Origin of the sequence: Methylocystis rosea, assembly GCF_003855495.1 — a bacterium.
Lineage (GTDB): Bacteria > Pseudomonadota > Alphaproteobacteria > Rhizobiales > Beijerinckiaceae > Methylocystis > Methylocystis rosea_A.
The window spans coordinates 1,301,497-1,323,925 of record NZ_CP034086.1 but is presented as its reverse complement, the minus strand read 5'-3'; the positions used below and the strand labels follow the sequence as shown (position 1 = coordinate 1,323,925).

The 22,429-nt window shown below is 63.3% G+C and carries 26 protein-coding genes and 1 tRNA gene; 14 read left to right on the top strand and 13 right to left on the bottom strand.

Going from position 1 to position 22,429, the window contains the following annotated elements; all coding sequences use genetic code 11:
- The first annotated feature begins 4 nt into the window (after window positions 1-4).
- The 4 genes from ftsE to EHO51_RS06380 all read left to right on the top strand — a co-directional run bounded on the left by ftsE (window position 5) and on the right by EHO51_RS06380 (window position 3,298).
- A complete protein-coding gene (gene ftsE, locus EHO51_RS06395) occupies window positions 5-667 on the top strand; it encodes a cell division ATP-binding protein FtsE (protein WP_018408375.1) in 663 nt (220 codons plus the stop codon).
- A gap of 16 nt (window positions 668-683) precedes the next feature.
- A complete protein-coding gene (locus EHO51_RS06390) occupies window positions 684-1,643 on the top strand; it encodes a cell division protein FtsX (RefSeq protein WP_432431926.1) in 960 nt (319 codons plus the stop codon).
- A gap of 147 nt (window positions 1,644-1,790) precedes the next feature.
- Entirely contained in the window at window positions 1,791-2,444 is a 654-nt protein-coding gene (locus EHO51_RS06385; RefSeq protein WP_124738196.1) for a YdcF family protein, read from the top strand.
- A 65-nt stretch (window positions 2,445-2,509) separates the two neighbouring features.
- Entirely contained in the window at window positions 2,510-3,298 is a 789-nt protein-coding gene (locus EHO51_RS06380; protein WP_124738195.1) for a lysophospholipid acyltransferase family protein, read from the top strand.
- A 217-nt stretch (window positions 3,299-3,515) separates the two neighbouring features.
- Here EHO51_RS06380 and thpR read toward each other — a convergent pair whose 3' ends face one another.
- Both thpR and EHO51_RS06370 read right to left on the bottom strand, forming a co-directional pair.
- Window positions 3,516-4,085 carry an RNA 2',3'-cyclic phosphodiesterase gene (gene thpR, locus EHO51_RS06375; protein WP_029651285.1) on the bottom strand — a complete coding sequence of 190 codons (570 nt, stop codon included), beginning with the start codon at window positions 4,083-4,085 and terminating at the stop codon, window positions 3,516-3,518.
- 30 nt (window positions 4,086-4,115) lie between these two features.
- Window positions 4,116-4,724 (bottom strand): arylesterase, encoded by a 609-nt coding sequence (locus tag EHO51_RS06370; protein WP_245257156.1) that lies wholly within the window; start codon window positions 4,722-4,724, stop codon window positions 4,116-4,118.
- A 113-nt stretch (window positions 4,725-4,837) separates the two neighbouring features.
- Here EHO51_RS06370 and EHO51_RS06365 point away from each other — a divergent pair, with 113 nt between their 5' ends.
- Both EHO51_RS06365 and EHO51_RS06360 read left to right on the top strand, forming a co-directional pair.
- The gene (locus EHO51_RS06365; protein WP_124738193.1) at window positions 4,838-5,527 is read left to right on the top strand and encodes an ABC transporter ATP-binding protein; all 690 of its coding nucleotides are present in this window, start codon (window positions 4,838-4,840) and stop codon (window positions 5,525-5,527) included.
- A complete protein-coding gene (locus EHO51_RS06360; protein WP_124738192.1) occupies window positions 5,524-8,079 on the top strand; it encodes an ABC transporter permease in 2,556 nt (851 codons plus the stop codon). Before EHO51_RS06365 ends, EHO51_RS06360 begins: the two co-directional genes overlap by 4 nt.
- 37 nt (window positions 8,080-8,116) lie before the next feature.
- Here EHO51_RS06360 and EHO51_RS06355 read toward each other — a convergent pair whose 3' ends face one another.
- A complete protein-coding gene (locus EHO51_RS06355; RefSeq protein WP_124738191.1) occupies window positions 8,117-8,497 on the bottom strand; it encodes a copper resistance CopC family protein in 381 nt (126 codons plus the stop codon).
- A gap of 260 nt (window positions 8,498-8,757) precedes the next feature.
- Here EHO51_RS06355 and EHO51_RS06350 point away from each other — a divergent pair, with 260 nt between their 5' ends.
- The 3 genes from EHO51_RS06350 to EHO51_RS06340 all read left to right on the top strand — a co-directional run bounded on the left by EHO51_RS06350 (window position 8,758) and on the right by EHO51_RS06340 (window position 12,130).
- Window positions 8,758-9,744, top strand: coding sequence for a DUF2232 domain-containing protein (locus EHO51_RS06350; RefSeq protein ID WP_124738190.1), 987 nt, complete (start codon window positions 8,758-8,760; stop codon window positions 9,742-9,744).
- Between the two features lie 52 nt (window positions 9,745-9,796).
- Window positions 9,797-10,360: a 50S ribosomal protein L9 gene (rplI, locus tag EHO51_RS06345; RefSeq protein WP_018408386.1), complete on the top strand. Its 564-nt coding sequence runs from the start codon at window positions 9,797-9,799 to the stop codon at window positions 10,358-10,360.
- A gap of 264 nt (window positions 10,361-10,624) precedes the next feature.
- Window positions 10,625-12,130 (top strand): replicative DNA helicase, encoded by a 1,506-nt coding sequence (locus EHO51_RS06340; protein ID WP_124738189.1) that lies wholly within the window; start codon window positions 10,625-10,627, stop codon window positions 12,128-12,130.
- 339 nt (window positions 12,131-12,469) lie between these two features.
- Here EHO51_RS06340 and EHO51_RS06335 read toward each other — a convergent pair whose 3' ends face one another.
- The 6 genes from EHO51_RS06335 to EHO51_RS06310 form a co-directional block, all read right to left on the bottom strand.
- Window positions 12,470-12,958, bottom strand: coding sequence for a PRC-barrel domain-containing protein (locus tag EHO51_RS06335; protein WP_124738188.1), 489 nt, complete (start codon window positions 12,956-12,958; stop codon window positions 12,470-12,472).
- A gap of 150 nt (window positions 12,959-13,108) precedes the next feature.
- Entirely contained in the window at window positions 13,109-13,528 is a 420-nt protein-coding gene (locus EHO51_RS06330; RefSeq protein ID WP_124738187.1) for a PRC-barrel domain-containing protein, read from the bottom strand.
- 74 nt (window positions 13,529-13,602) lie between these two features.
- Window positions 13,603-14,019 carry a PRC-barrel domain-containing protein gene (locus tag EHO51_RS06325; protein WP_040573441.1) on the bottom strand — a complete coding sequence of 139 codons (417 nt, stop codon included), beginning with the start codon at window positions 14,017-14,019 and terminating at the stop codon, window positions 13,603-13,605.
- 48 nt (window positions 14,020-14,067) lie between these two features.
- Complete coding sequence (locus EHO51_RS06320) at window positions 14,068-15,126, bottom strand: MaoC family dehydratase (RefSeq protein WP_124738186.1); 1,059 nt, start codon at window positions 15,124-15,126, stop codon at window positions 14,068-14,070.
- A 3-nt stretch (window positions 15,127-15,129) separates the two neighbouring features.
- Window positions 15,130-15,474 (bottom strand): DUF167 family protein, encoded by a 345-nt coding sequence (locus tag EHO51_RS06315; RefSeq protein ID WP_124738185.1) that lies wholly within the window; start codon window positions 15,472-15,474, stop codon window positions 15,130-15,132.
- A complete protein-coding gene (locus EHO51_RS06310) occupies window positions 15,467-15,763 on the bottom strand; it encodes a YggT family protein (RefSeq protein ID WP_026222972.1) in 297 nt (98 codons plus the stop codon). The genes EHO51_RS06315 and EHO51_RS06310 overlap by 8 nt, the downstream gene beginning before the upstream one ends.
- Window positions 15,764-15,937: 174 nt before the next feature.
- Here EHO51_RS06310 and EHO51_RS06305 point away from each other — a divergent pair.
- The 5 genes from EHO51_RS06305 to EHO51_RS06280 all read left to right on the top strand — a co-directional run bounded on the left by EHO51_RS06305 (window position 15,938) and on the right by EHO51_RS06280 (window position 18,894).
- Window positions 15,938-16,013, top strand: a tRNA-Ala gene (locus EHO51_RS06305).
- A gap of 124 nt (window positions 16,014-16,137) precedes the next feature.
- Window positions 16,138-16,572, top strand: coding sequence for a universal stress protein (locus EHO51_RS06300; protein ID WP_124738184.1), 435 nt, complete (start codon window positions 16,138-16,140; stop codon window positions 16,570-16,572).
- Between the two features lie 165 nt (window positions 16,573-16,737).
- Window positions 16,738-16,956 (top strand): hypothetical protein, encoded by a 219-nt coding sequence (locus EHO51_RS06295; RefSeq protein ID WP_124738183.1) that lies wholly within the window; start codon window positions 16,738-16,740, stop codon window positions 16,954-16,956.
- Between the two features lie 456 nt (window positions 16,957-17,412).
- Complete coding sequence (locus EHO51_RS06285) at window positions 17,413-17,895, top strand: SH3 domain-containing protein (RefSeq protein ID WP_124738181.1); 483 nt, start codon at window positions 17,413-17,415, stop codon at window positions 17,893-17,895.
- A gap of 75 nt (window positions 17,896-17,970) precedes the next feature.
- Window positions 17,971-18,894: an MBL fold metallo-hydrolase gene (locus EHO51_RS06280; protein WP_124738180.1), complete on the top strand. Its 924-nt coding sequence runs from the start codon at window positions 17,971-17,973 to the stop codon at window positions 18,892-18,894.
- On the opposite strand, the gene EHO51_RS06275 is transcribed toward EHO51_RS06280, so the two are convergent.
- The 4 genes from EHO51_RS06275 to EHO51_RS06260 all read right to left on the bottom strand — a co-directional run bounded on the left by EHO51_RS06275 (window position 18,891) and on the right by EHO51_RS06260 (window position 22,355).
- The gene (locus EHO51_RS06275; protein WP_239754504.1) at window positions 18,891-19,151 is read right to left on the bottom strand and encodes an FtsB family cell division protein; all 261 of its coding nucleotides are present in this window, start codon (window positions 19,149-19,151) and stop codon (window positions 18,891-18,893) included. The two genes, EHO51_RS06280 and EHO51_RS06275, sit on opposite strands and share 4 nt — an antisense overlap.
- Window positions 19,152-19,256: 105 nt before the next feature.
- Window positions 19,257-19,925 (bottom strand): PopZ family protein, encoded by a 669-nt coding sequence (locus EHO51_RS06270; RefSeq protein ID WP_245434774.1) that lies wholly within the window; start codon window positions 19,923-19,925, stop codon window positions 19,257-19,259.
- Window positions 19,926-20,063: 138 nt separating this feature from the next.
- Complete coding sequence (locus tag EHO51_RS06265) at window positions 20,064-21,536, bottom strand: TolC family outer membrane protein (RefSeq protein WP_124738178.1); 1,473 nt, start codon at window positions 21,534-21,536, stop codon at window positions 20,064-20,066.
- 114 nt (window positions 21,537-21,650) lie between these two features.
- Complete coding sequence (locus tag EHO51_RS06260) at window positions 21,651-22,355, bottom strand: protein-L-isoaspartate O-methyltransferase family protein (RefSeq protein ID WP_124738177.1); 705 nt, start codon at window positions 22,353-22,355, stop codon at window positions 21,651-21,653.
- Between the last annotated feature and the right edge of the window lie 74 nt (window positions 22,356-22,429).

Sequence of the window (22,429 nt, the reverse complement as noted above, 5' to 3'; positions counted from 1 at the left end):
CGTCGTGTTGACCTTTGAGAATGTCGGCTTGCGCTATGGCGTCGGCGCCGAAACGCTCCGAGACGTGAATTTCCAGATCGAACCGCGTTCTTTCCAGTTCCTGACGGGCCCGTCAGGCGCAGGCAAGACCACCCTGATGCGATTGATCATCATGGCGCTGCGGCCGACGCGCGGGTTGATCAATATCTTCGGCAAGGACACGGCGGCGCTCAGCAATGAAGACGTCGCCGAGACGCGCCGCAAAATCGGCGTCGTCTTCCAGGACTTTCGCCTTCTGGATCATCTGACGCTTTACGAAAACGTCGCCCTGCCCTTGCGCGTGCTCGGGCGCGAAGAGTCGACCTATCGCGCCGAGGTGCTCGAACTGTTGCGCTGGGTGGGTCTCGGCGAACGCGCGCATGCGTTCCCAACGGTCCTTTCGGGCGGCGAGAAGCAGCGCGCGGCGATCGCCCGTGCGCTGATTTCGCAACCCAAACTGCTGCTTGCCGACGAACCGACGGGCAATGTCGACCCGACGCTCGCGCGCCGGATCCTGCGCCTCTTCATCGAACTCCACCGATCCGGAACCGCCGTCATTATCGCCACTCATGACTTGAGCCTGATGGACCAGTATGAAGATGCGCGGCGTCTTGTGCTTGCCGACGGCCGGCTTCACATCTTCGAATGAGCAGACGATGGCCTTGATGCGATTTTGGTCCTCGATTCGCCCGGCCGCGTCTGACGTCGATGAAGACGCCGAAGAGTTTCCGGCGCAGAGCGCGCTGGTGCCCGCCGATTCCGTCGCCGGCCGCTCGCTCGTCATCGTCATCGCGATCATGACGTTTCTCGCCGCGCTCGCGGCTAACGTCGCCATTCTGGTCGCCGATGCGAGCGTCGAATGGCGCAGCGACGTCGCGCGCGAAGCGACCGTGCAGGTGCGTCCGGTCCCCGGCCGCAACGTCGAGGCCGATGTTAAGGAGGCGGCGGAGGCGATGCGGCGAACGCCCGGCGTGCGGGAAGCCCGAATCTACGGCAAGTCCGAATCCGAGGCGCTGCTGACGCCGTGGCTCGGCGAGGGTCTGGATCTCTCTGAATTGCCTACGCCCCGCATGATCGTGCTGAAGCTCGACGTCGAAAATCGGGCGGATCTGGACAAGCTGCGCATGGAGCTCGAGCGCGCCGTTCCTAACGCCGTGCTCGACGATCATCATGTCTTCATCGAGCGTCTTGGCGATATGGCGCGCGCCGCCGTGGCCATAGCCGCCCTCATTTTCGTTTTGATCCTCGCCGCCATGGCCGTCGCCGTGGCCTCAGCCACACGCGCCGCGGTGGCGACTAATCGCGAGATCGTCGAAGTGCTGCATATTGTCGGGGCCGCCGACTCGTTCATCTCGCGAGAATTTCAGCATCGCTTCATGGCGCTCGGCTTTCGCGGCGCCCTGATCGGTGGCGGCGGCGCGATCGCCTTTTTCGCCCTGGCGCAGTTCCTGGCGCAGCGGTGGCGCGCGACCGGCGGCGGCGATCAGATGGAGGCCCTGTTCGGCGATTTCTCGATTGGCCCGAGCGGCTTTGTCGTCATCGTTCTGCTCTCGGGCGGCGTCGCCGCGCTGACCGGCTATCTCTCGCAGTTCATTGTGCTGCGCCACCTGCAGCGGCTCGGTTAAGCGCATTCACCCAAAACAGCCGCCCCGATAACATCGGCGCAGAAATAGCCCTATAGTCGCGTCAGAATCGCGCCTCGCGCGTTTTGGGCAGGAAGCATGGGCGAAGGACCCCAAGATTGACGACCTCCGCACGCCAGGGAGTGAAGAATGGGTAGCGCCGTCCGCAAGGCCGCCTGCGCGATCCTCGCCGGCGGCGCCTTTCTCGCCGCGGCGCTCCTGTTGGGTTTTGTGGGCTTCGCGCTGTCGCTGCCGCGAGAGGAGTTCTCCATTCCGGTGCAGGCGGAAGGCGTGGTCGCGCTGACCGGCGGCTCGGATCGCGTGCTCGACGCGGCGACGCTTCTCGCCAGCGGTCAGGCGCGACGCATGCTGATCACCGGCGTCAATCCCTCTACCCGCAGCTCCTTGCTAGCGAAAATACTGCCCATGTCGCGCGAGCTCTTCGACTGCTGCGTCGACCTCGGCTATCAGGCGCTCGACACCGCCGGCAACGCCAAAGAGACGCGCGATTGGGCGCGCGAGCACAACATCACCCGCACGCTCATCGTGGTGACGTCGAACTACCACATGCCGCGTGCGCTGGTCGAAATCTCAGCCGCCTTGCCGAATGTCGAGCTCTATCCCTTTCCGGTGGTCAGCGAACATATCGACGTCGCCGACTGGATCAGCGATCTGCGCGTCGCCCGATTTGTCGGAAAGGAATATGTGAAATACGTCGGATCGCTGCTGCGCACCAAGCTTTTCAGGAGATACGAGGAGTCGGAGCCTCCCCCGCAGCTTCGCCACAGCGTCGCATCTGAGTGAGAGCTTGTTCCAACGCCTCCTGGCGCCGTAAAAGCGCGCCACGCTCCTCCGCCCAGATCTCGCCCATGCTCCTCCTGCGCTCCCTCATTTTCCAGATCGTGTTCTTCTTGAACATGTTCACGCTCATGATCGTCTGGCTGCCGGGCCTGATGATGCGGCGCCAGATCAACCAGGAGCTTGGACGCACTTGGGGACGCACGACCCTCTGGCTGCTCGACAAGATCTGCGGCGCGAAGGTTGACTGGCGAGGTCTCGAGAATATCCCCAAAGGCGCAGTGATCGTCGCCTGCAAACATCAGTCGATCTGGGAAACCTTCGTTCTGCCGATTAGATTTCCCGACTTCAGCTACATCTTGAAGCACGAACTGATTTGGCTGCCTTTTTTCGGCTGGTACCTGCTGGCGGCCGAGCAGATCGCCATCGATCGCGCAAAGGGCGGCAAGCTGCTGCCGCAGCTGATCGCCAAATCCAAGAAAATTTTCGCCCAGGGACGGCAGCTCTTCATTTTCCCCGAAGGCACGCGTCGCCCGGCCGGCGCGCCGCCGCAATATAAATTCGGCATCGCGCATCTTTACGCGGCGACCGAAACGCCGGTGCTTCCCGTCGCCGTGAATTCCGGGCTGTTTTGGCCGCGCCGCTCGTTCCTCGTCCGGCCGGGGACCGTCGTGATCGAGTTCCTGCCGCTGATCGCGCCCGGCATGGAGCCGCGCGCCTTTTTCGACAAGCTCTCGACGGAGATCGAGGCCGCGTCCGACCGATTGATCGCCGAAGCGCTCGCGAAAGACCCTTCCTTGGCGGAAATCGTCGCCAAAGGACGTGCGAGCGCTCAAAGTATGGCGTCGGCGCAGGAATGAAGGACGCCGTATCCTCCGGCCGAATCTAAAGAGTGTCCTGTTCAAGGTTGAGATGCTGCTCGACCCGCCGAAGACGCGCTTCAAGTTCACTGATAAGGACGCCGTGGCCGATCGCGGACGTATGATATTTGATCACCGCTCGGCGCAATCGACAATCTGCTCGCTTAAAAAAGCGGTTCTTAATCTCCTGCAATTGTTTACCCGTTTCTGCGTGCGCCTAACCTCGCGCCGTTCCTGTCAGCGCTTGCGGCGCCACAAGCAGCGGATATTCCGCCTCGACGATGTAGGGGCCGCCCCCCACGGAATCGCGCGACGAATAAAGCACGAAGCGCTCCGCCGTGAACCGCAGCGGCGGGAAATAGCCGCGCGCGCCGAGATAGGCGGCGACGGCGCCAGCGCTGGCGCCGCGCAGACGCGCGAGCGTCACATGTGGGATGAATTTGCGCGGCTCGGGCGGCGCGCCGAGCCGACGCAATAGCCGCTCCTGCTCCGCCTGCATGTCCATGAGGGTCGGCTCCAGCCGCGCGCGCGCCACGATGGCGCGAGGCTTGTCGCCGCCAAACGACGTCAGCTGGTCGAAGGTGACGGTGACTTCCGGACGGCGGATGAAGGAGAGCGCATTCGCCGCGTCGCGCGCGAAAGCGTCATCGACGTCGCCGATGAAGCGCAAGGTGACGTGATAATTCTCAACGTCGATCCAGCGGCCGCCGGGGATTCCGCCGCGCAGGCGCGCGAGGCTTTCGGCGATTGATCGGGGAATCTCCAGGGCCGTAAACAGTCTGGGCATGACATCCTCCCCAAGCGGGATCGCGCAGCCTCATTGCGCGCGCGAGGTCCTACTCGCCCCCATGGAAACGAGCGTTCTTTCAACATAGGGTGCGATTTTTTTGACGATCTTCGCCACGCCAGCGGCGTTGGGATGAATGCCGTCCGAGATGAGGAGCGCGGGAGAGCCCCAGACGCCTTCCAAGATAAAGGGCACAAGCGGCGCCTCATGTTTGGCGGCAAGATCCGGATAAACCGAATCGAATTCCTTCTTGTAAGCTTGCCCGTGATTCGCGCTCGAGACCATCGCCGTCAGCACCGGGCGAACGCCTTTCTGCTTCAACGTCGCAAGAATCCGGTCGAGATTGGCGCGCGTGATCTTCGGATCATGCCCGTTCAGCATGTCATTGGCGCCAAGTTCGACGACGGCGATGTCGAATGGTCCGGCGCCGAGCGTATAGTCGAGGCGCGCGAGCCCGGTCGTCGTCGTGTCGCCGGAAACGCCCCCTTGGACGACCTCGACATTATATCCGTCGTCGCTCAGGCGTCTCTTGAGCTGCGCTGGAAGCGAGTCTTCGGCGCCGATGCCGGGCCCCGCCGTCAGGCTGTCGCCAAAGGCCAGGATGCGCACGGGTTCGGCGCGCGCCGATGTAAGCGCCATCGTCAACAGGGCCAAGGACGCGAGAGCCGCGGCTTGGAGAGAACGGCGGAAAGCGCAATAAGTCGACTGGACTGCGGGCGTCGAATGCGGCGCATCATTCAAGGTTTTGCTCCGTGCTGCGACAAGTCATCGAAGTTGAAGGCGTCGATCTCACGCTCGGCGAAGGCGCCGCCAGCGTGCATGTGCTCAAGACCGTCAGCCTGAGCGTACACCAGGGCGAAACCGTCGCTCTTCTGGGACCGTCCGGCTCGGGCAAATCGACTTTGCTCATGACCCTCGCCGGACTGGAGCGACCCGACGCCGGAAGCGTCAGGATTGACGGGCGCGATCTTGGCGCCCTTTCGGAAGACGCGCTCGCGCGTTTCCGCGGAGAAAACATAGGGATCGTTTTCCAGTCTTTCCAGTTGATCCCCACCATGACGGCGCTGGAGAATGTCGCCATTCCACTGGAACTCGCCGGGAAATCAGACGCTTTCGCGCTCGCCGAGGCCGAGCTTGCGGCGGTCGGGCTCGCTGAGCGCCTGGCCCACTACCCGGCTCAGCTTTCGGGAGGCGAGCAGCAGAGGGTGGCGCTCGCCCGGGCGCTCGCGCCCGACCCGCTGATCCTCGCGGCGGACGAGCCCACGGGCAATCTCGATTCGGAAACCGGGGCCGCCGTGATTGAACTTATTTTCGCACAACAACGGCGCCGCGGCGCGACGCTCGTGCTCGTCACCCATGATGCGGCGCTCGCCGCCCGCTGCAGCCGACGCGTTCTGCTGCGCTCGGGCCGCATCGAGGCGAGCGAGCGGGCGGCGTCATGAGAGCGTTACGATTCCCCGCCCTGCCCTTCGCCTTGCGCTTCGCCCTGCGCGATCTGCTCGGCGACCCCCGCGGGTTTGGGGTCTTCATCGCCTGCATCGTCATCGGCGTCGCCGCGATCTCCGGCGTGTCCGGCCTTTCACGTTCCCTGGCGCAGGGGCTCGCGCGGGAGGGCCGAACAATCCTGGGCGGCGACGCCTCCTTCAGCCTCGTCTCGCGGGAGTTTTCCCCGGAGCAACGCGCCTTCTTCGAGGCGCGCGGCCGCCTTTCCGAAATTTCGCTGATGCGGGCGATGGCCCGGCGCGACGACGGCGAGGCCGCGCTGGTGGAGATCAAAGCCATTGATCCGGCGACTTACCCAACTTTCGGCGCGGTCGCGCTCGATCCCGACATGGCGTTGGCCGAGGCGCTGGAGATACGAGACGGGCTGCCGGGCGTCGCGGTCGATCCGATGCTGCTCGCACGCCTCGACGCCAAGCTTGGCGAAACCGTGACGATCGGCGTTTCGCGCTTCACGCTGCGCGCAATACTGCACAGCGAACCCGACAAGCTCGCAGGCGGCATTGGCTTCGGACCGCGCGTCATGATGACGCGCGCCGCGCTCTCAGGCGCGGAACTGGCGACGCCCGGGTCGATCGTGCGGCATGTCATCCGCGTCACGCTCCGCGAGGGCGCCGACGCCGACCTCAAGGCGTTCGCCGCCGCCGCCGCGAACGCCTTTCCGCAAGCCGGATGGGAGTCGCGCACGCGGGACGCCGTCTCGCCGCAGTTCTCACGCAATCTCGACCGGTTCGCCCAGCTGCTCACCCTCGTCGCGCTCACCGCCCTCGTCGCCGGCGGCGCCGGCGTCGCGAACGCCGTGCAGGGCTTTGTCGAGCGCAAGCGCGCACAATTCGCCATTCTCAAGGCGCTCGGCGCCGAGGGCTCTCGGGTCTTCCGTATCGCCCTCGCTGAGGTTTTAGCGGCGGCGTCCTTGGCCATCCTGCTCGGACTCGTCGTCGGCGCGGCGATTCCATGGGGCGCGGCGCAAGCGCTGCGCGATCTCGCCGATCTCCCCGTATCGGCGTCGCTCGACGCGCAAGGCGCGCTCTATGGGGCTCTGTACGGGCTGCTCGTCGTCCTGATCTTTGCGCTCGTTCCTCTGGGCCGCGCGCATGAAGTTCCCGTAGCGGCGCTGCTGCGCGACGACCAGCGGGGCGCGACGCTCGCACGCTACCGCGCTGGCGCAGGGGCCGCGGCGATTGCGCTCGCGGCCCTCGTAATGGCCACGTCCTTTGACGTGAAGCTCGGCGCGGCCTATGTCGCCGCCGCTGTCGCGGCCTTCGCCCTGCTGCGCGGCGCAGCCTGGGTCGCCATGCGGCTGGCCCGCAGCTTTCCCCGTTCGCGTGACGCGCGGCTGCGATTCGCGCTCGCCAACATCTGGCGGCCGAAAAGCCTGACGCCGGCGCTGATGATCTCCATCGGCCTGACGCAAACGCTGCTCATTTCGCTCGCGCTGGTGGAAGGCGCGATTCACAACGAGTTGGCGCGGGCCGACTCCGGAGAAATCCCCAACTTCTTCTTCATCGACGTGCCGAAGGCGCAAACTGAGGCTTTTGTTGATTTCCTCTCTGCCGAGGCGCCCGGCGCCCGCATTGAACACGTGCCGATGATGCGGGGCCGCATCGTCGCCGTGAAAGACGCGTCTATCGACAAGACCGCGGTGGCGGACGACGTTAAATGGGCGCTCGAGGGCGACCGCGGCGTGACGTTTTCCCCCAAAATTCCGGCGAACTCCGCGCTCGCCGAAGGAGAATGGTGGCCGGCGAATTACGTCGGTCCGCCGCTCGTATCGCTGGAGCAGAAGGTCGCCGAAGGATTGGGTCTGACCGTTGGCGACTCGATTCGAGTCAATGTGCTCGGCAGGGAGATAACGGCGAAGGTCGCCAATCTGCGCCGGGTGGACTGGCGCAGTTACGCGATCAATTTCATCATGGTGTTTTCGCCCAATGTTTTTGCCGGGGCGCCCTACACCGAACTCTTCACCGTGGCTTACGGCGCGCCATCTGTGGCGGCCCGCGACGCCAAAGACGCGCGGCTCGCGCGCGAGGCGGCGAAACGCTTTCCGAGCATCGTTTCGGTGCGGGTCAAGGATGCGCTCGCCGCGATCGACAAGATCGCCGGGCAGTTGGCGCTGGCCGCGCGCGCCGCGGCCGGACTCGCCATCGTCACGGCGGTGCTGGCGCTTGCGAGCGCGCTCGCGAGCGGCCAGCGCGCGAGGCTGCATGACTCGGTGGTGCTGAAGACGCTCGGCGCGACCCGCCTCTGGCTCGCCTCAGCCTACGCTCTGGAATTCGGGCTGGTCGGCCTCGCCGCCTCCCTGATCGCGGTGGCCGCGGGATCCGCCGCCGCCTACGCGATGACAACGATCCTCATGAAGATCGATTTCGCTTTCCTGCCCTGGACCACGGCGCTGATCTCGCTCGCCACTCTCGTCGTCACCATCGCCCTCGGCCTCACCGGCGCCTGGCGGGCGCTCTCCAGACGTCCCGGACCGGAGCTGCGCCGGCCTTAGAGCGCGTCCCGGTCACATGGAATCATTTGATCGGGGCTCAGGCGGAGAGGGAGGGCTCGACGATGAAGGGAAACGCGCCCTCCACGATCGTTCCATCCGTCGCGAGCACACGATAGTCGACTTCATAAAGTCCGGGCTGCAGAACCGGCGTGTCGAGGATCAACTCTTTAGAGGCTTGTTTCTGGGTCGCTTTGGCGACCACCATGCCATTTCTGCTCTTGAGCGTTATCGTTGAGATGACGGCGTCGGCCTTCCCCTCAAACACCAGCTTAATCTGACTCACTGGCTTAACGACCCGCTGTCTAGAGGCAGGGAAAGATTCGACGAGGAATTGATGATGAGCCAGCCCGGCCGTCGCAGAGCACAAGCCCAGCCCGGCGGCGAGGAACGCCGCCCAAGCGTATCTGATCAGCTTCATTTGTCTTTCTCCTGACCGGCAAACCGCCGCCCGCCTCGATGTCTGGAGAATTAACTTTCCCACGCGCGATTTGTTCGAGCGCGGGCGCACGCATGAAGCGCGGCGCGACGAGAGGAAATTTGCCGGAAATTTGCCAACGGCTGCGCCGCCTTGCCCTTTGGGCTGCGACCTCCTAAAACCCATGAGCGTCGACGGCCCCGCCGGGCGGCGCCTTTCGCGTCATGCGCCAATGCGCGACGCGCCGTCAGCGGAACCCAGACTTGTCCGACAAGAACGCCCTCTCCTGGCCGAATTTCGCCGTGTCGATTCTCGGCGGCGTCGCAGCGGCCGTGATCTTCGCCGTCGTCGCGCGCGGCGGCGTCGGCGGGCTCCTCTTGGCGCATCTGGCGCCCCTGCCGATTATGATCGTCGCCTTCGCCTTTGGCCTGATCCACGGCGCGACGTCGGCAATCCTCGCCACGATCATCCTGGTTTTCTGGCCGCATCCGGTGATCGGCATGGGCTATGCGCTGCTGATCGCTGCGCCGGCGTGGTCGGCTGTCTACGCGGCGCTCGGGGCGCCCCGCGGCGGCCGGAACAGGCTGACGCGTTATCTGCCGGCCTGGTCGGCGCTCGCGCCAGCGACCTTTTTGGCGACGGCGATCATTCTCTGGCTGATTGTCGCCACCCTCGCGTTCGGATCGCTCGACGAAGCGCTAAATCCGATCCGGGCGCGCGCTTTCATCCTGCTCGACATGATGGTGAAAGAGCGCGACCTTGGCGATAAGATCGATCCGACGACGCTTTCAGGGTCCGTCGCGCGCGCTATCCCCGCCTTTCTTGCCGGTTATGGCCTGCTGATCCACGTTATCAATTTGTGGCTCGCCGCAAGAATTGCGCAAGCTTCCAAGCTGCTCAGCCGCCCCTGGCCGGACATCGCCAATGAATTCCGCCTGCCCAAGCCGGTGGGCGGCCTTTTTCTGAGCGGAGTCGCGCTGGTCTTCTTCCAGGGCCTCGCCGGCGCGATTGGACTGGTGCTGGCGACGACCATGGGATTGCTCCTTGCGTTCCAAGGGCTCGCCGTCGCGCATATCTACCTGCGCGGTTCGCGCTCGAGCGCTCTGGTGCTGGCGGTCATCTATTTCACCCTCGGATTTTTGGGGTGGCCCCTCCTGTTTTTCGCCGCACTCGGCGTCGCCGACCTGATCTTCAACTATCGCGCCCGAAAGACGGACGCCGGGCCCACCGCGATGCAAAAACCGGATTGACTTTCGCCCGGTTTTTCTCGACATAGCCCGCAATCTCGGAGAAGTAGCAAAGATGGACGTCATTCTGCTGGAACGCGTGGCCAAGCTCGGCCAGATGGGCGAGACCGTGCGCGTGCGCGACGGCTACGCCCGCAATTTCCTGCTGGCGCGCGGCAAGGCGCTGCGAGCGACGGAAAACAACAAGAAGCATTTCGAGACGCAGCGGGCGCAGATTGAAGCGCGCAATCTCGAGGCTAAGAAAGAAGCCGAAGCCGTCGCCGAAAAGCTCAACGGACAAAGCTTCAATATCATTCGCCAGGCGGGCGAGAGCGGCCAGCTCTATGGCTCGGTTTCGGCGCGCGATATCGCCGAGGCGGCGACCACGGGCGGCTTCTCGGTCAATCGCGATCAGATCGTCCTGGTGCACCCCATCAAGACTCTCGGCCTTCATCAGACGCCGGTGCATCTGCATCCGGAAGTCGATGTGAAGATCACGATCAACGTTGCCCGTTCGGAAGAAGAGGCTGAGCGGCAGGCGCGTGGCGAAAGCGCTACGATCCGGGAAGAGACGTCGATGGACGATCTCGGCTTGGAAGTCGGTGCGGCTCTTGCAGAAGCCGGCGACGTCGAGATGTAATCTCCCGTAATGCGAACGCATCGCCGGCGGCCTTTTGGCCGCCGGTTTCGTTTTCCCGGGCCGATCTCTGATTCTCTTTTCAATGCAAGAGGAGTCGGACACGCGCCGAGCGAATCTTTTTTCACCGTGTGAATAAGACTCGCTTCTCGCCGCGGCGGACAAAAGCCTATGGCGGCGCCGACGCGTTAATGTATTGTTAACGGCGTCTCAGGCTCGCGCGTCGCGTTTGCAGCCCGGAACAGTCTCAAACAAGTCCGATCATCGATGCCACCAATCGAACAATTGGCGGGCCGGCGCGCGTTTCAGGTCGCGCAGCCGGACGCGCCTGCCTATCGCGCGCCGCCGCACAATATCGAGGCCGAGCAAGCGCTGCTCGGCGCGATTCTCGTCAACAATGACGCTTTCGACAGAGTTTCGGACTTCCTGAAGCCCGAGCATTTTTCCGAGGACTTGCACCGGCGCATCTTTGAACTTGCGGCGCAGCTCATTCGCGCCGGCAAGCTCGCGACCGTCGTAACGCTGAAGACGTTCCTCGCCGACATCGAGCTTCCCGCCGGCGTGACGATCCAGGCCTATCTCGCCCGACTTGCCGCCGAGGCGACGACGATCATCAACGCCGAGGACTATGGCCGCACCGTTCATGATCTCGCGGTTCGCCGGGATCTCATCGTCATCGGGCAGGACATCGTCAACACGGCCTATGATTCGCCGATCGATTCGCCGCCGCGCGCGCAGATCGAAGAAGCCGAACGGCAGCTCTATTCGATCGCCGAGACGGGACGCTATGACGGCGGCTTTCAGCGATTTGCCGAAGCGCTCACCACGGCGCTCGACATGGCGAGCAGCGCCTATATGCGCGACGGGCATTTGTCCGGCGTCGCCACGGGCCTGCTCGACCTCGATGAAAAGATGGGCGGTCTGCAAAAATCCGACCTCATCATCGTCGCCGGGCGACCGGGCATGGGCAAGACCGCGCTCGCCACGAACATCGCCTTCAATGTCGCGCGGGCCTATCAATTCGACGCTGAGCCCGACGGAACGCATAAGACGATCAACGGCGGCATCGTCGGCTTCTTCTCTTTGGAAATGTCGGCCGAACAATTGGCGACGCGCGTCATCGCCGAGCAATCCGGCGTGCCGAGCTATAAGATTCGCCGCGGCGACATCAATGAGGACGATTTTCGGCGCATCGCCGACGCCGCACGGGAAATGCAGAGCATTCCCTTCTACATCGATCAGAGCGGCGGCATCTCGATCGCGCAGCTCACCGCGCGGGCGCGGCGCCTCAAACGCCAGAAAGGCCTGGACCTGCTCGTCGTGGACTATCTCCAACTGCTCGCCGGTTCGCGATCCCGCAATGAAAATCGCGTGCAGGAACTCACCGAAATCACGACAGGCCTCAAGGCGCTTTCCAAAGAGCTCAATGTGCCGATCATCGCGCTGTCGCAGCTCTCACGCCAGGTCGAGAACCGCGACGACAAGCGGCCGCAGCTTTCCGATCTGCGCGAGTCAGGCTCGATCGAGCAGGACGCCGACGTCGTCATCTTCGTCTATCGGGAAGAATATTATCTTCGTAACCGCGAGCCGCGCGAAGGCACCGAAGAACACATTCAATGGATGGCGGAGATGGAGCGCGCGCATGGCCGCGCCGAAGCGATCATCGGCAAGCAGCGTCACGGTCCGACGGGAACGGTGCAGCTCGCCTTCGAGGCTGAGGTCACCCGCTTCTCCAATCTTGCCGACGAGGACAAGCTGCCGGCGCGTATGTGAGCGCTAGTTGCGCATGATTGGCCCGTGCCAACCGCGCCGGATGAAGGCTCGAAACGATCCGCATGCGCATCTGTCGACGCCGCCGTCATGCTAGCATCTGGCGCCCCTGCTTGAGAATAGCAGTGGCGCGGTTCGCATGATCATCTTGCGACCAAGCCACTCCTTTAGGCCGGTCAATTTGCCTGCGAGCGACGGTGTCGGCGTCGGCTTCGCGCGCGTCTCTGCGATGATGCTTCCGCCAACCTTCGAAGGTACGGCTCAACAATCCAGTCAGGCGGCGAACTCGTGAGCTAAGCCCCGCACCGCGGCGAGGCTTAGCTAGAGCGTCGACGGCGGCGGTTACTTGCTGCCGAGCGTCCAAAGGCCCTTGTTCTTGTCGAAGCGGAAGCCCGTTGCGTTCTTCAGCTCGTCCTTGGTGGCGTTGATCGTCAGCCACCATTTGTTGTTGCGCTCTGTGGCGCGAAGATCGCTGAAGGCGACGGCGATGTCTTTTTCGCCCATGCCAAGGAAGCCGCCGACTGAGATGATCGCCGCGGTGACTTTGCCGCCGCGATCCAGCACGAGATCCTTCACTTCGCCGATCTTGTTCTCCTGCGGATCGTAAACGTTCTGGTCATGGATATTTGAGACCAGCAGCGCATTCTGCGGAAGCGTCGTCAGGAAATCCGGACGACCGGCGGCCCCAGTGGTCGAACGATCCATCGTCCCGGTCGTTGACCGGTCCATCGCCCCGGTGGGACGGTCAGTCGTGCGATTCATCTGCTCGGCCAAAGCCGCGCCTGACAGCGTCGCGATAAGCGCGCCTGCGAGGAGGTAGGACTTGAGCATGGTTGTCTCCGGTGCATGTTGTTAGCGCCACAGCGAACGGCGTTCGTGTGTGTGCCTAGAACAAGCATCGAAGACCCGATGTTCCAAGCTTCGCGGCAGATATCCGACAGGAGGACAGGCCGCCGTGCGCGTCTGGAACAGTTCAGCCGATCAAATCGGGTCCCAGAGACCGGTGGCTTTGTCGAACTTATACGCGAGGGCCTTCTTCAGCAGGTCCTTCGTCGTGTTGAGCGTCAGCCAGGTCTTGTTATTTTTCTGGGTGATGGTGATCGCGGATACGGGAATCGCAATATGCTTCACGCCGAGCCCGAGAAAGCCGCCGACGTTCAGCATCACGGCGTTAATGGAGCCGTCAGCGGAAAACAGCATGTCCGCGATCGAGCCGAGCTTCTTTTCATTGGGATCATAGACCGGCTGCTTGTACCAGGCGGAGACCACCGAACCGTAGACCGGCAGCCTTTCGAGCGGCACGACCACAACGGTTTCGGTTTGGGCATTCTGGGCGCCGGCCGGTAGCGGGGCGAAAGCGGCAATGGCGAGCGAGGCTGTGACGAAGACGCGTTTCAGCATAGAAAAAATCCTTTTTGGAACGAGCGGCAGCCGGACGGCGCGCTACGCGAATTTCTCACGGCGCGGCGCCCTTGCTACTTCACCTTCCAGGCGTGCTCGGCCGCATCATATTTGTAGCCGGTCGCCTTCTTCACGATGTCCTTTGTCGTATTGATGGTCAGCCAAGTCTTGTTGTTCTTTTCCGTGACCGTGATGTCGTTGGCCGGAATGGCGACGTGCTTCGCGCCAATGCCGAGAAAGCCCCCGACGTCGAGCATGACGGCGTTGATCTCGCCACCTGAAAACAGCATGTCGGTGATCACGCCGACCTTCTTATCGTTCAAATCGTAGACGGGCTTTTTGTACCAAGCGGAAACCAGCGAGCCATAACGCGGCAACGCTTCCATAGGCACGACGACCTTGCTGTCCGGCGCGGCGGTTTCCGCGCGGACGGGATGGGCGACCGCGATGGCCATGCAGAATGAGAGCGCAACAAGCAAAGTTCTGTTCATTCGACCAATCTCCCCAACATCCTTGATACGGCTGCGATCATAGCTGATTCATCGCGGCAGCACGCCCCAATAATCAAGATCAAGCAGCACCGCCGGATCGGGCTTGCCGTCGGCGCCGTGGAGCGGAAAATCGGCGCAGGGCTTGTCCTTGGTTGCGACGAGCCGCAGGCGCAACGCGCCGATATCCTGACGGCCGGGAATCTCCGCCTTCTCCAGAACCTCCGACCAGGCGAAGACCGTGCCCCCCGCGAACAGCGGATTGACGTGGCGTCCGCCGTTCACGGCCGAGATATGGAAGACGTTCTCCAGGCCGTTGAAGGAAAGCGCCCGGGCGAGGGAAATCACGTGGCCGCCGTAGATGATGCGCTTGCCGAAACGGCCCTGCGCTTCATAGTACTGATTAAAATGAACTTTCGAGTTGTTCTGGTAGAGCCGGGTCGCGAGTTGGTGCTCCGCTTCCTCGACTGTCATGCCGTCGATATGGTCGATTTTCTCGCCCTGGTCGTAATCTGCCCAAAAATAGCGGGAGCCGGCGAGCGCCTTGTCATAGGCGCCGACATTGATCGCCGGCGCGGCCTTGCCAAGTTCGGAAGGGGCGACGGATTTCGGCAGATCGGGCACGATCTCCGGTCCCACGGGGGCGTCACGGTCGCGCTTTTTCACCATCACCCAGCGCGCATAGCTCAGCACGGTCTCGCCGCGCTGATTGGCTCCTGTCGTGCGCACATAGACGACGCCGGTTTCCTTGTTGGAATTCTCCTTAAGGCCGATGACTTCCGAGGTCGCCGACAGCGTGTCGCCCGGATAGACGGGGATCAGAAATTTGAAATCGGCGTAGCCGAGATTGGCGATGGCGTTGAGCGAGACGTCGGGCACGGTCTTGCCGAGCACGAGATGAAAGACGAGCAGATCGTCGATCGGCGCGCGCTCATAGCCGATCGCCTGCGCAAAGGCGGTCGAGGACTGCACGGCGAAGCGCGGCAAATACAGCGCCGTATACAGTGCGACCTCGCCGACCGTGACCGTGCGCGGCGCGGCGTGACGAATGATTTGGCCGATTTTAAAGTCTTCGAAAAAATTGCCGACATTGATCTTCGACTTGCTCATGTCCTAACCGTGTGTTGGCGCCAGCTTCGCCAGCGCATCGAGATAGAGCGCGGGCGCGCCCGCAACGAAAACTGTTTTGACGCGGCTGGTCGCGCCGGCGCGGATCGAAACCGCGCTTTTAGGGGTTCTTAGCGTCGAGGCGATCAGCGCGATCAGCGCCGTATTCGCCCGGCCGTTCTCCGGCGCGGCGCGCACCCGCGCCTTCAGGACGCTGCGACCGTCGGCGAGAGTCTCCACGCCTTCGACGGCGTCGCGTCCGCCTTTCGGCGTCAGCCGCACGTATAGCGCGACGCCTCCCGATTCGATCGCCCAGGCGGAAGATGCATTCTCCGCGCCTCCTTCACCCAAGCGCGTAGGCGCCGGCGCTGTTGGCGATGAGATCGCGGAGGAACTGCATGAGCAGCAGCAGAATGAGCGGGGAGATGTCTAATCCGCCGACGCTGGGCAGCACCGAGCGGATCGGACCCAGCAGCGGCTCGGTCATGGCGTTCAGCCATTTCCAGATCGAATAGGCGACGTTCGAGCGCATATTGATGACGTCGAAGGCCGTGAGCCAGGACACGACCACCGTGGCGAGCAGAATCCACCAGTAAATATCGATGATCGTGAGAAGAAGTTTGACCATAGCGTAGGACATGACGGCTTCCAGCGGATGAGGTTCCGCCCTGTCTAGCCTCCCTGCCCCGTCGCGGCAATCCTTCGGCGTCCCCCTCATGCGACAGGAATTCGCGATGGCAAGCGCTGGGCGGCGCTTGGCGGCGCCAAGCCGATTGACAGGATATCGCCCCCCGTGTACCCCACGCGCCGGAGCGGGGCTGTAGCTCAGATGGGAGAGCGCTGCAATCGCACTGCAGAGGTCCGGGGTTCGATTCCCCGCAGCTCCACCACCCGATCGATGGATTGAACGGCTCAATCGCCGCAAACCGGCCGCAGTCCGCAAAACGCGCGCCGCCTCATCATTGTTTCGAGCGGGTCCCGCGCCATATCCGGAGAATCTCCCGGAGCGCGCCGATGTATCGCAAAATTCTGCTGCCGATCGATCTCACCGAACCTGAGATGACCGACCGGGCGATCTCCGTCGCACAGGCGCTGGCGAAGGCGTTCGACAGCGAGATGCGCGTCGTCAACGTGCAGTCGCTCCTGCCCATCTCTTTTCTCGACTACGTGCCTGAAAATTTTAATGTTCAGGTGCGTCACGGCTTGGAGAAGGAAATAGCGGCGATCGCCGCCAAGTTTGACTGCGCGCCCGAACGCGTGTCCACGACGCTGCTGTTCGGCCCCGTTTATCAAAAGGTCTTGGCCGAGGCCGAGGACTGGGGCGCCGATCTCATCGTGCTGTGCTCGCATCGGCCGGGCATGGACCGTTTTCTCATTGGCTCCAACGCAACGACCATCGTCAATCACGCGCAATGCTCGGTTCTGGTGGTGCGCGGGCTCGTATCTTAAGGCCTCCAAAACTTCGGCAGCCTTGGTTCGGGTTCGCCATTGGCGACCGCGGCGACGCCCGCGCGTGTGAACCTAAAGTGGCGCCTCGGTGACGCGGGCCTTCACGAAACTCTCATCACGCTCTCACATGACTTTGCTACCGACGCGTCGATGCGGCGATCAGTGATGTCTCGCGAGGATGCCATGTCGAAAGAGGCGATGCAGAACGCCGGCGGTTCGGCGACGGAAAAACCTGAGAGCAACACCGGCAAGATCGTCGGCGGCGCGATCGCCGCGGCGATCGGCGGCGTCATCGGCGCGCTGCTGATGGGCAGTTACGCAATCCTGCCGGCGGCGGTCGTCGTCGGCCTGCTTGGCGTCGCGCTGGGCGCGGTGTTCGACTGATCACGCTGCATTTGGGCGGAATCGCCCCAATGCAGATAACGTGATCGATTGCCAAAGTTTAGAGCGCTCTCTACGCGAAAAACCGGTTCCCACTTTTTCGCAGCGCGCTCTAGCAGAGTTTCGGGCCGGGCGTTGCGCGCACGCGCGTCCGGCTCGGAAGCGTGCGTTTCGAGTTCGCGCGTGAGAAACTTGGCGGCTGAGTCTTCCTTAACCGGCAGGCGAAGCCGCTTCTTTTTTGCCTCGACATGTTCTTTTGCCCCGCCCCCGAGCGCGACCGATAACTCTAATGAAATTTGGTCGGCGCAAGCTCGGCCTTTCGCTTTGCTAAAGCCAGGCGTAGGAATATGTGTATTTCGAGGACTGCGGTGTTGGGCGGAACTGTTTCGCTCCGGTTTCGTTAGTCTTCGGAAACACGGGCCTTGCTAATCGGCCCAGTTTTCATCTGGGAGGATAGATATGAAGAAAATTATCGGATTCGCAGCGGCGGCTGCCGTTCTGTTCGGCGCTTCCGCTTTTGCCAGCCCGCTCACCAGCGCCGCGAACGTCCGGTCCGGCCCGAGCCCCAAGTGGCCCGTCATCGGCCAGCTGCCCGCCGGCGTCGACGTCACAGTGCTCGATTGTGGCGGCGGCTGGAAGCGCGACTGGTGCCAAATCCAGGCCGGCGACATGAAGGGCTTCGTCGCCGCGGGCGTGCTCGGCACGCAAGGCAACAATGTCGAAATCGCGCCGGTGACCACCAACAACGACGTCGCCATCTACAAAGGCCCTGGGGTCAATTACAAGATCCTCGGCAGCATCCCCGAGAACACGACGGTCAATATCGGCTCCTGCGTTTATGGCTGGGGCGAGACGACCTGGTGCAAGGTGAACTACGGCGGAAAAAAGGGCTATGCTCTGCAATCCGAGCTGCAGCGTCAGAACTCGCTTTTCCCGATGTAATCTGCGCGGCGTGGCGCTGGGACGTCCCACCGCCGCGCCGCTCTTTCGAGCGCGCCTCCGACGCCTTATGATGCTTTGCGGCCCCTCGGCCGCAATGAGGGCGCCGTCATTCAAGCCGGAACACACCCAGACGTTTCGGCGCGCGTCTCACCGCTGACGCGACGCGCACTTGCGCCAAATCCCGGTCCGTTCACCTACAGGGGAACATGCAGCTACCTCGTCGGAAACGGCGATGTGGCGATCATCGACCCTGGACCTGACGACCCGCGTCACATCGGGGCGCTGCTGGCAAGCATCGGCGGCGAAAGACTGCGTTACGTGCTGGTGACCCATACGCATCGCGATCACTCGCCGGCGGCGCGCGCCTTGAAGGAGGCGACGGGCGCCATAATCGCCGGCTGCGCTCCCCACATGCCCCGCGAGTCGCAATCCGTCGACGCCCCCAACCTCGACGCAGCCCACGATCGGAGCTACGCGCCGGATATCTTGCTGAGAGACGGCGATACGCTCGAAATCGGAGGCGCTTCTCTTGTGGCCCTGGCGACGCCGGGCCATACGGCGAATCATCTCTGCTTCGCGCTCGCGAAGGAGCAGGCGCTCTTCACCGGCGACCATGTGATGGCCTGGGCGACCACCGTGATCGCGCCGCCGGACGGCTCCATGGGCGCCTATATGGCGTCGCTCGAACGGCTGCGCGGGCGCGGTGACCGCATCTATTGGCCGGGGCACGGCGAACCGGTGCACGATCCCCAGCGTTTCCTGCGCGCCCTGCTTCATCACCGGCGCGCGCGCGAGGCCGCCATTCTTCAGCGTCTTGAATTGGGGGACGAAACGATCGCTGAGATCGTCGCCCACATTTACGAAGGCGTCGACAAACGTCTCCACGTCGCGGCGGCGATGACCGCCCTCGCCCATCTTGAAGATCTGATCTCGCGGGACCTTGTCGACTGCGCGGGACCGCCCGGCTTGCAGGCGCGTTTCTCGCCGCGCCGAGGTTAGGGCGCGCCCGGCGCCGGCAAAAAGATCACGACGTCGTTCTTGTGCGCCCGCCCCAGTCGCTTGCGCGCCTCCTCGTCGAGGATGTCGGCGTCTACGGTCTCGCCCTTGATGAGCGCCAGGCGACTTTCCCAGTGCATGCGTTGAAGCTTGAGCAGGTTGCGCTCCAGACGCAGCTGATCGAGCTTCTGCTCGTATTCCTCGCCGATCTTCAGCCCGCGCTGGCCGTTAACGCCGTGCCAGATGAAATAGGCGGCCAAGACGCCAGCCACTGTGTAGAGGCTGAGCGGGAGGACGAGCGTATGAATCATGACTCGGAGCCGATGCATGGCCGCGAGGATAGCTTCGACCCGTTTAAAGCGTCGTTAAGGCTGACTGGGTTTGCGCGCCGAAGCCGCAAGACGGTTTGCAGGCCGGGCGATCCGTTCGATTTCGGCGCGCACCAGCTGCTCCACGAGCGACGGCAGATTCGCCTCGAGCCATTGCCGCAGTATCGGCTGCAGCAATTCTTTTGCGCATCTGTCGAGAATGTCGCTCTCACTGAACGCTACGCCAGCGGCGAGCGCTTGAAATTTTGACGCGACCGTCGCAGCGGATTTATCTGACAGCAACGCCTGCTCGACAACCGGCGCAACATCGCCGATCTCCATGCCCGCCTCTTGGCGCTCAACCACGCGTTCAATCTCCCATGACTCTTCGGCTTCCGTCAGCTCGGGTCCCGTTTCCTGAGGAGCGTCGCCCGCGACATACATCAGCCGAACGTCCCCTGCTTCCGCGATCTCGTCGAGGTCGCCGTCAAGGAGCGACAACGGCGGTTCGTCCTCGCGTCGCTCGAGCACGGGCGCTGGATAGGCGCTGCGCGCCCCGTCGATGTCGCGCGCACGCCGGCGATCATCGCGACGCGCGTCCGGCAGGCTGTCGTCGTCGGCGATGATCCGACGGATGGAAGCGAGAATTTCCTCCATCGACGGCTCGTTCGCGCGCGCTTCGTCCTGCAACGAATGCGACGGGGCGGATGCGTTCGCTGCGCTCATGGAGTTCTGCCGCTTTGCGCGGAAAGGCCGCGCATGAGGGTGAACCGGATCTCTGACCGCGCGAAATCCGCGAATCAACTCGGTCCGAACGAATTCCACACTTTTCGCGCTATGATGTCACCCGCATTCGCGAAATTCTTATCGGCCGTCGGGCGTGTCGAGACCGAACCACAGGTCGTGCACCTGATTGAGATGAACGCTCGGGTCATAGAGCGCGACCGCGAGGTCGAGTTCTTGCGCCGACAAGCGTCCGATCGACCCCAGCGCCGCATAAGAGGCGACGACCCGATCGCGCTGCGACGTGACGAGGTTGACCCTGGCGTTGAGCAGCGACTGCTGCGCGTTCAACACATCGAGGGTGGTGCGTTGCCCGACCTTGGCCTCCTCGCGCACCCCGGCGAGCGCGGTCTCCGCCGCCTTCACCGCCGCCTGCCCAGAGATAATCGACGCCTTGGCGGTGTCGAGCAGCCCGTAGCTCGAAACGACGCTGGCGCGGACGCTCTCGCGCTGAACGTCGGCGTTAAGCCGCGCCTGGCCGAGTTGCTCCTTGGCTTGGCGAACTGAGGCATATTCGACGCCGCCCTGATAGAGCGGGACGTTCAACTGCGCTGTCGCCGATGCTGTGAACTGCTTCGATCCCGGCAATCCGAGAAACGAGTCATATTGATTTGACACCTGGCCGTTGACGGAGAGATTGGGCGCCAGGGCGCCTTCCGCGACCTTGACCGCGAGCGCCGCCGCGTCCACCTGGTGAAAGGCTGCGGTCACGCCGGGATGCTCCACCAATGCGATGGCGATCGCCTGCTCCAAAGATTTTGGCAATAACGGCTCGAGGCTGCGCCCCGGCTCAAGGTGTTTTGGCTCGGCGCCGATGATTTGGCGGTAGTTCGCCATGCTGTTCTTGAGCTGCGCCTGCGCGGCATAGAATTCCGAACGCGCCAGCGCGACCGAGGCTTCGGCCTGGGAGACGTCGGTTCGAGTCACTTCGCCGACCTGGAAACGGTCGCGGCTCTGCTTGAGCTGTTCCTCAAGCACCGAAATATTGTTTTTGCGCAGCGACACCACCGCCGTGTCGCGCAGCACGTTCATATAGGCGGTTGCGCCGTTCTGAAGGGTCGCCTGCTCGGTCAGGCGCATCGTCGAGCGCGCCGCGAAGACGCCCGATTCCGCCTGGCGCACGGAGTTTTCAGTGCGGAAGCCGTCGAACAGCGTCTGCGACATGTTCAGAGTCGCGCCGCGTGGGTAACCCACGTAGGTGTCCTGAAAATCGCCGCTCGCGCCGGCCGCGGCGCCGGCCTGCTGGCTACTGCTGCCGCCAAAGGGAATCTTGATCGCCGCATATTGCGCGCCAGCCTGTGCGGTGATGCTGGCTTTCGGTCGAAGGCCCGATTTCGCTTTCGGCGCGTCTTCGTCGCGCACCCGCACATTGGCGCGGCTCTGGTTGAGATCCGGGTTGCCGTAATAGGCACGCGCCAGAGCCGACCTAAGGCTCTCCGCAGAGGCCCGGCCCGGCGATAGAGCGACCGCTGCAAGCGCCAATGCGGCGGCGGACGTGCAGGACAGGACGTTGGCCGACCGCCGCCACCCGAGGCCATACCCGTCGATTGTCATTGTTCTCAACCTATCTTCGCGCGTCGACACGCACGCCAATCTACGGCGGCGATCAGTCTCGACGATGACACCCGAACGCTACGCTAGAAACGCGATTAAGGCGAAATGGCGGCGCTAGAGGTTGAAGGCGGGCGCCTGTTCGAAGCCATCGAGCACCGGCGCCGTCGCCGAGAACAACGGCAGTTCGCCCGCCGAACGGCCGTCCTGGCGCTCGAAGCGTACGACCTGCTGGCCGGCGCGCGTCTCCGGCGTGACGATCGCCAGCAGTCGACCATCGGGCGTCAGCTGTTCGAACAACGCCTCGAGTCCTGCCTGAACGCGGCCTTGAATAATGATGACGTTGTAAGGGGCGCCGCCTGCGAAGCCCTTTTCCAAAGGCCCCAGCTCAAATTGCACGTTTTCGCAGCCCAGAGCCGCGAGGCCAGTCTTGGCGCGGGCGGCCAGACCGGAATCGCATTCCAGCGCGACAACCTTTTCGGCGAGGCCAGAGAGCAGTGCGGACGAGTATCCCACGCCCCCAATATCGAGCACCCTATCCGTCGCTTTGACGTCGGCGCTTTGAAGCATCCGGGCCAACACGAGCGGCGGAAGCAGGTTGCGTATGCGTCCGCTGGCGCCCTTTAGGGAAACCGCCATATCCGAATAGGCGAGCGAGGCGAGTGAGTCCGGCAGGAAAATCTCGCGCGGCGTCTCGAGGAAGCGCTCAAGCAAAGGCACATCGGTCACATCAAACGGACGAAGCTGGCGTTCGACCATGGTGTGGCGCAAAATCGCTGTCGCCTCGCCCGTCTTCGTCACTTGCGCCACCCTGTCCAACATTCGCTTTCCGGCCTTAGCCGGCCCCTTGGAGGAGATGCTGCGGCGCGGAACCGCGCCGGCGTTTTATAGGCGCC

Bases quoted from the DNA above. Each gene is read 5' to 3' on its own strand.
- EHO51_RS06390 (WP_432431926.1), top strand. From the start codon at position 684: ATGCGATTTTGGTCCTCGATTCGCCCGGCCGCGTCTGACGTCGATGAA.
- EHO51_RS06385 (WP_124738196.1), top strand. From the start codon at position 1,791: ATGGGTAGCGCCGTCCGCAAGGCCGCCTGCGCGATCCTCGCCGGCGGC.
- EHO51_RS06380 (WP_124738195.1), top strand. From the start codon at position 2,510: ATGCTCCTCCTGCGCTCCCTCATTTTCCAGATCGTGTTCTTCTTGAAC.
- thpR (WP_029651285.1), bottom strand. From the start codon at position 4,085: ATGCCCAGACTGTTTACGGCCCTGGAGATTCCCCGATCAATCGCCGAA.
- EHO51_RS06370 (WP_245257156.1), bottom strand. From the start codon at position 4,724: ATGGCGCTTACATCGGCGCGCGCCGAACCCGTGCGCATCCTGGCCTTT.
- EHO51_RS06360 (WP_124738192.1), top strand. From the start codon at position 5,524: ATGAGAGCGTTACGATTCCCCGCCCTGCCCTTCGCCTTGCGCTTCGCC.
- EHO51_RS06355 (WP_124738191.1), bottom strand. From the start codon at position 8,497: ATGAAGCTGATCAGATACGCTTGGGCGGCGTTCCTCGCCGCCGGGCTG.
- rplI (WP_018408386.1), top strand. From the start codon at position 9,797: ATGGACGTCATTCTGCTGGAACGCGTGGCCAAGCTCGGCCAGATGGGC.
- EHO51_RS06340 (WP_124738189.1), top strand. From the start codon at position 10,625: ATGCCACCAATCGAACAATTGGCGGGCCGGCGCGCGTTTCAGGTCGCG.
- EHO51_RS06335 (WP_124738188.1), bottom strand. From the start codon at position 12,958: ATGCTCAAGTCCTACCTCCTCGCAGGCGCGCTTATCGCGACGCTGTCA.
- EHO51_RS06330 (WP_124738187.1), bottom strand. From the start codon at position 13,528: ATGCTGAAACGCGTCTTCGTCACAGCCTCGCTCGCCATTGCCGCTTTC.
- EHO51_RS06325 (WP_040573441.1), bottom strand. From the start codon at position 14,019: ATGAACAGAACTTTGCTTGTTGCGCTCTCATTCTGCATGGCCATCGCG.
- EHO51_RS06320 (WP_124738186.1), bottom strand. From the start codon at position 15,126: ATGAGCAAGTCGAAGATCAATGTCGGCAATTTTTTCGAAGACTTTAAA.
- EHO51_RS06310 (WP_026222972.1), bottom strand. From the start codon at position 15,763: ATGTCCTACGCTATGGTCAAACTTCTTCTCACGATCATCGATATTTAC.
- EHO51_RS06300 (WP_124738184.1), top strand. From the start codon at position 16,138: ATGTATCGCAAAATTCTGCTGCCGATCGATCTCACCGAACCTGAGATG.
- EHO51_RS06295 (WP_124738183.1), top strand. From the start codon at position 16,738: ATGTCTCGCGAGGATGCCATGTCGAAAGAGGCGATGCAGAACGCCGGC.
- EHO51_RS06285 (WP_124738181.1), top strand. From the start codon at position 17,413: ATGAAGAAAATTATCGGATTCGCAGCGGCGGCTGCCGTTCTGTTCGGC.
- EHO51_RS06270 (WP_245434774.1), bottom strand. From the start codon at position 19,925: ATGAGCGCAGCGAACGCATCCGCCCCGTCGCATTCGTTGCAGGACGAA.
- EHO51_RS06265 (WP_124738178.1), bottom strand. From the start codon at position 21,536: ATGACAATCGACGGGTATGGCCTCGGGTGGCGGCGGTCGGCCAACGTC.
- EHO51_RS06260 (WP_124738177.1), bottom strand. From the start codon at position 22,355: ATGTTGGACAGGGTGGCGCAAGTGACGAAGACGGGCGAGGCGACAGCG.